This is a genomic window from Mesorhizobium sp. BR1-1-6 (genome assembly GCF_020165355.1).
In the GTDB taxonomy this organism is placed as follows: domain Bacteria; phylum Pseudomonadota; class Alphaproteobacteria; order Rhizobiales; family Rhizobiaceae; genus Mesorhizobium.
Map to the genome: position 1 here is coordinate 1 of NZ_JAIUHZ010000036.1, position 5,524 is coordinate 5,524.

Genomic DNA, 5,524 nt, shown 5'->3' on the forward strand with positions numbered 1-5,524 from the left:
GGGAAGCGCGGCGGCTTAGCTGTCGAAATCGAACTCGCGTTCCTTCACGCCCTCCTCTAGCTTGCCGGCCATCTCCCACAAGGGGGAGATCAGATGTCACCGGCGGCTTCGCTAAATTTTGAACCGGGAAAGTTGGGGCCAGCGCCGAAACTGCCAATCTCCCCACCTGTGGGGGAGATGGCCGGCAAGCCAGAGGGGGCGTGAAGGAACGCAATCTCAACGAGACGGAGAACCACAATGGAAACCATCGGCTTCATCGGCCTCGGCATCATGGGCGCGCCGATGGCGGGACATTTGCTGGACGCCGGCTACACGGTGATCGCCAGCGACCACCGCTCCAGGCCACAGGCCGAACTGGTGGCCAAGGGACTGAAAACTGTCACCGGCCATGCCGCCGTGGCGAAGGCCGCCGATATCATCATCACCATGGTGCCCGACACACCGCAGGTGGCCGAGGTGCTGTTCGGCGACAACGGCGTCGCATCAGGTCTTTCCAAAGGCAAATTGGTCATCGACATGAGCTCGATCTCGCCGATCGAGACCAAGGCCTTCGCCAAAAAAATCAACGAACTGGGCTGCGACTATCTCGATGCGCCGGTCTCGGGCGGCGAGGTGGGAGCCAAGGCCGCATCGCTGACCATCATGGTCGGCGGCGAGGAGAAGGCCTTCGAGCACGCCAGGCCCGTTTTCGAGAAGATGGGCAAGAACATCACCCTGGTCGGACCGAACGGCGTCGGCCAGACCACCAAGGTCGCCAACCAGATCGTCGTCGCGCTGACCATTGAAGCCGTCGCCGAAGCGCTTGTTTTTGCTTCAAAAGCCGGCGCCGACCCCGCCAAGGTCAGGCAGGCGCTGATGGGCGGGTTGGCCGCCTCGCGCATCCTCGAAGTGCATGGCGAACGCATGGTCAGGCGCACCTTCGCGCCGGGTTTCCGCATCGAACTGCACCAGAAGGATCTCAACCTCGCCCTGGAAGGCGCAAGGGCGCTCGGCGTCTCCCTGCCCAACACGTCGACCACCCAGCAACTGTTCAATTCCTGCACCGCCAATGGCGGCGCCAGGGAGGATCACTCGGCCCTGGTCAGGGCGCTGGAGCGGATGGCCGGGCATGAGGTAGGGCAGTAGGGCAGTAGGGCAGTAGGGCAGTAGGGCAGTAGGAGCCGCCCGTTCCGGCCGATTTGGAAACCCTACTGCCGTACTGCCCTACTGCCTCAAGAATTTCCGTGCCGCATAAAGGCTTACCGCCGCCGCGTTCGACACGTTGAGCGAGCGGATGGCGCCGGGCATGTCGAGGCGAGCCAGTGTCGTCACCGTCTCGCGCGTCTTCTGGCGCAGGCCCTTGCCTTCCGCGCCCAGCACCAGGGCAAGCTTGTCGCCGGCAAAGCTCGTTTCGAGTTCGGCCGGGCCGTCCGAATCGAGACCGATTGTCTGGAAGCCGGCCTCGTGCAGTTGCGCGAGCGCGTCGGCCAGGTTCTTCACCTCGATCTGGTCGATATGTTCGAGCGCGCCGGAGGCTGATTTCGCCAGCACGCCCGATTCCTGCGGGCTGTGGCGCGCCGTGGTGATCAGCGCGCCGGCATCGAAGGCGACCGCCGAGCGCAGGATGGCGCCGACATTGTGCGGATCGGTGATCTGGTCGAGCACCAGCACCAGCTTTGTGTCGCCAAGAGCGTCGAGGCGCTTGGGCTTCAGCGGCTCGGCCTCGATCAGCACGCCTTGATGCACGGCATCCGAACCCGTGATCTTGTCGATGTCCCTGGGTTCGACCAGCTCCGCCTTGAAGGGCAGGACCGCGAAGTCGGCCAGTCCCAGCCGCTCGGCGGCATTGCGCGTCACCAGCATTTTCCGGATCTTGCGGCGCGGATTGTCGAGCGCCGCGCGCACCGTATGCAGGCCATAGAGCCGCACCAGCCCGTCGGCTGCGTTCTCGCCCGGCGGCATGGGCTGGCGCGGCCGGAATGCCGGCGCGCCGCCGCTCTTTTCGTCGCGGTGTGCACGACGCAGCTTGGCGTAGTGGGTGTCTTTCGGGGTGCCGGTCTTGTTGCTCATGGCCGGCTTCTATAGCGGTCTCCGGCGGCCAGGGATATGGCCCGTCGCCGCAGCCGGCGAACAACATCGAAAAACCCTTGCCACGCGGTTGACACCCACTGGCCTTGCCGCCATAAGGCGCTTCGCTGATTTCGGAGAAGTGATACTCGGGTCCGGATCGGCAAGAATGCCTCGTTGCATGGCTCCGGCGGCAGACTGGAGAGGTGCCCGAGTGGTTAAAGGGGACGGACTGTAAATCCGTTGGCTTAGCCTACGTTGGTTCGAATCCAACCCTCTCCACCACTGCCGGCCCGGAAGCCCTGAAACGTGAAAGTGTCGGAGGCGAAAAGCGCATGGCGCTTTTCCGTGGAATCCGGTACTTCAGTGCACGGCGCGGGTATAGCTCAGTGGTAGAGCAGCAGCCTTCCAAGCTGAATATGCGGGTTCGATTCCCGCTACCCGCTCCAGATCTCCAACCCACGCCATCGGCAAGCTGAAACACTGCGCGGCCAGGTCGCGCAGCGCTCCAGAGGATGGCTGTCCGCTCGCTTCAGCTGTTGAAGGCCGACGCGACCTGGTGTTGCTGCGGCACCTGGCCGTTCGGCGTCAGCTTGTCGACGATGCCAGGCAAGGCCGTGCTCAATTGCTTGAGCAGTTCCTGCTCGTCGAGTCCCGTCCGTTGCGCGATCTCGCGGATGACCTGCGGTCCGATCGCGTTGCCCAGGTCGTTGGCGTTGATCGGCTGGTTCTGGCCGGTGCCGACCCAGGAATCAGCGACGTTGCCGTGGCCGGAGTTCTTCAATTTGTCGAGCAGGCCGCCCAGTCCGCCAAGCAGGCCGCCATCGCCGGCCGTGGTTTCACTGGGCTCGGCCGGTACGGGAGCTTGGGGTTGCTCCGGCTGTTCGGCACTCCTGCCGCTCAGCATCTTTCCGACCAGCAGCGCGCCGAGCGCGATCATCAGGGGTTTGGTGATGTTGCCGCCCGGAACGGCATTGTCAAACAGTCCCATCGTGGATCTCCTTGTCAACCAAGCCCGTCCCATCGTCACAATGACGCAATCGGGCGGAATTTCAAGCTGGCTTGAGCTTTTGACAATCATATGAAAATGATGGACGCGGCAGGGGATTGGAGAGGAAAAATGTCAATCATCAGCTGGATTATTCTGGGAGTCATCGCCGGCTTTCTTGGCAGCAAGATCGTCAACAAGAGCGGCCAGGGCATGATCATGGATATCGTGCTCGGCATTGTCGGCGCCATTGTCGGCGGCCTGATCTTCAGCGCTTTCGGCGCGTCGGGCGTGACCGGTCTCAACATCTACAGCCTGATCGTCGCGGTGGTGGGCGCCGTGGTCGTGTTGTGGGCTTACCACCAGTTCGCCGGCAAGCGGACTATTTAGCACCAGTCCCATTCCGAAGGTTCGGGATGGGATTTTATCCGTTCGCTTGTCCATGACCTTTCCCGAAACCGGATCCCGCCTTTCGGGTCATGCGCCGTCGTCTGTCCATCATCGGCGGTGTTTGCCACCGCGGAGCGCCGTCTGGCGCGTCCTATCTGACCCTCTTGAGGATCTCGCGGGCAGCGTGTTGAGCTTTGCGGCGAGACCCCCGGCGATAATCGGCCGCAACTGGAGCCGACTTAGGCCACGACAGTCAGCCGGCGCTTGCGCTGGTCGAGCGAGACGATGGCCAATCCGCTACCGACAACCAGAAGGATGCCGCAAATCGCCAGCGCGTTTGGGAATTGTCCGAACACCAGCAGGCCCGAAATCATCGCCCAGACGGTGAAGCAGTAGTAGAACGGCGCCACTGCGCTGGTCGGCCCGACGCGATAGGCCATGAAGATGAAGAAATGGCCGAAGATCAGGAAGAACCCGGCTCCGGCCATGAGCAGCAAATGATGTGCTCCGGGCATGATCCAGCGCTCTGAAACCAGGTGTGCCGCACCGGCGCCGATCAGCACCACGACGACGGCGGAAATCGCCACGATCATTCCCGGCACCTCGGCCGGAACCCGCCTGCCGGTGAGATCGCGCGCGGCCGACAATGCCGCGTTGCCGAGCGCCAGCAGGGCATAGACCGAGATGCCCTGCATTGTCGGTTGCGCCACCATCAGCGCGCCGATGAAGCCGAGGCCGATCAGCGCCATGCGCTGGCCGCCGATGCGCTCGCCGAACAGGATGGAGGAGCCGACCAGCATCAACAGCGGCGTGACCTGTCCGAGCGCGGTGGAATCGGCAATCTGCATGTTGGCGAGCGCCACGACGTAACAAAGGATGGCGGCCAGTTCGAGCAGGTTGCGGTGCAGCACGCGCTTGTCGAAGATCAGCGGGATCTGTTTGCCATAACCAAGCGCAAACAGCAGCGGAAAGCCCCAGAGCGCTGCCGCCGCGCCGCGCAGGAACAGCACTTCATAGGACGGCAGGCCCGCCGTGGCGAGCTTCATCATCGTATCGTTGACGAGATACGACCCGGTCGAGACGATCATGAACAGGGGGCCGCGAACGGCTGTCGGGATGAAATGCATCGGTGCAGGAAATCAGAGCGGGAACACCGCCGCAATGGGCCATGAAGCGCCGACAAATCCGACAGCGACCGACGAGCGGGGCGCGGGAGGCCGGCGCGATTGCGCAGGGGTTTAGGCCATTCCATTTCACGCGGCACGTTCCTATATCAGCGCCATATCCCCGCAATCGGATCACGGGTTCGGGCCGAGTGAGAAGGCGCCCGGGCAAAAGACGCTTGTGTTTTTTGGCCTTTGTCGCTAATCGCCCCGCATTCGACTGAACTGAAGGTCCAGGCCGTCCAAGGAAAGAGACTATGGCAAAAGGTAAATTCGAGCGCACCAAGCCGCATGTGAACATCGGCACGATTGGCCACGTTGATCATGGCAAGACGTCTTTGACGGCAGCGATCACCAAGTATTTTGGCGAATACAAGCGCTATGACCAGATTGACGCGGCGCCGGAAGAGAAGGCGCGCGGCATCACGATTTCGACGGCTCACGTCGAGTACGAGACGGAGAACCGCCACTACGCCCACGTCGACTGCCCCGGCCACGCCGACTATGTGAAGAACATGATCACGGGTGCCGCGCAGATGGACGGCGCGATCCTGGTTGTGTCGGCCGCCGACGGCCCGATGCCGCAGACCCGCGAGCACATCCTTTTGGCCCGCCAGGTCGGCGTGCCGTCGATCGTGGTGTTCTTGAACAAGGTCGACCAGGTCGACGATGCCGAGCTGCTTGAGCTGGTCGAGCTCGAGGTTCGCGAATTGCTGACCAAGAACGAGTTCCCCGGCGACGACATTCCGATCGTCAAGGGTTCGGCGCTGGCGGCGCTGGAAGATTCGGACAAGAAGATCGGCGAGGACGCGATCCGCGAGCTGATGGCTCAGGTCGACGCCTACATCCCGACGCCTGTCCGTCCGCTCGACAAGCCGTTCCTGATGCCGATCGAGGACGTGTTCTCGATCTCGGGCCGCGGCACGGTCGTGACCGG

At 62.9% G+C, this 5,524-nt stretch carries 6 protein-coding genes and 2 tRNA genes; 5 read left to right on the forward strand and 3 right to left on the reverse strand.

The features are described from left to right. Positions 1-237 precede the first annotated feature (237 nt). Entirely contained in the window at positions 238-1,125 is an 888-nt protein-coding gene (locus LB545_RS30610; RefSeq protein WP_224706284.1) for a 2-hydroxy-3-oxopropionate reductase, read from the forward strand. Positions 1,126-1,203: 78 nt separating this feature from the next. Here LB545_RS30610 and LB545_RS30615 read toward each other — a convergent pair whose 3' ends face one another. Continuing rightward, on the reverse strand, positions 1,204-2,049 hold the full coding sequence (locus LB545_RS30615) for a TrmH family RNA methyltransferase (protein ID WP_224706285.1): 846 nt from the start codon (positions 2,047-2,049) through the stop codon (positions 1,204-1,206). Positions 2,050-2,246: 197 nt separating this feature from the next. Between LB545_RS30615 and LB545_RS30620 the strand changes: the two genes are divergently transcribed. Together LB545_RS30620 and LB545_RS30625 are read left to right on the forward strand one after the other, a co-directional pair. Next, a tRNA-Tyr gene (locus LB545_RS30620) sits at positions 2,247-2,331 on the forward strand. A gap of 90 nt (positions 2,332-2,421) precedes the next feature. After that, positions 2,422-2,495, forward strand: a tRNA-Gly gene (locus LB545_RS30625). Between the two features lie 83 nt (positions 2,496-2,578). On the opposite strand, the gene LB545_RS30630 is transcribed toward LB545_RS30625, so the two are convergent. Beyond that, positions 2,579-3,037, reverse strand: coding sequence for a YidB family protein (locus LB545_RS30630; RefSeq protein WP_140493557.1), 459 nt, complete (start codon positions 3,035-3,037; stop codon positions 2,579-2,581). A 129-nt stretch (positions 3,038-3,166) separates the two neighbouring features. Between LB545_RS30630 and LB545_RS30635 the strand changes: the two genes are divergently transcribed. Then, complete coding sequence (locus LB545_RS30635; protein ID WP_140493554.1) at positions 3,167-3,424, forward strand: GlsB/YeaQ/YmgE family stress response membrane protein; 258 nt, start codon at positions 3,167-3,169, stop codon at positions 3,422-3,424. Positions 3,425-3,663: 239 nt separating this feature from the next. On the opposite strand, the gene LB545_RS30640 is transcribed toward LB545_RS30635, so the two are convergent. Next, a complete protein-coding gene (locus LB545_RS30640) occupies positions 3,664-4,551 on the reverse strand; it encodes a DMT family transporter (RefSeq protein ID WP_140517617.1) in 888 nt (295 codons plus the stop codon). Between the two features lie 293 nt (positions 4,552-4,844). Here LB545_RS30640 and LB545_RS30645 point away from each other — a divergent pair. After that, positions 4,845-5,524, forward strand: a 680-nt coding sequence (locus tag LB545_RS30645; protein WP_224706286.1) for a GTP-binding protein, incomplete at its 3' end; no start/stop codon positions are given.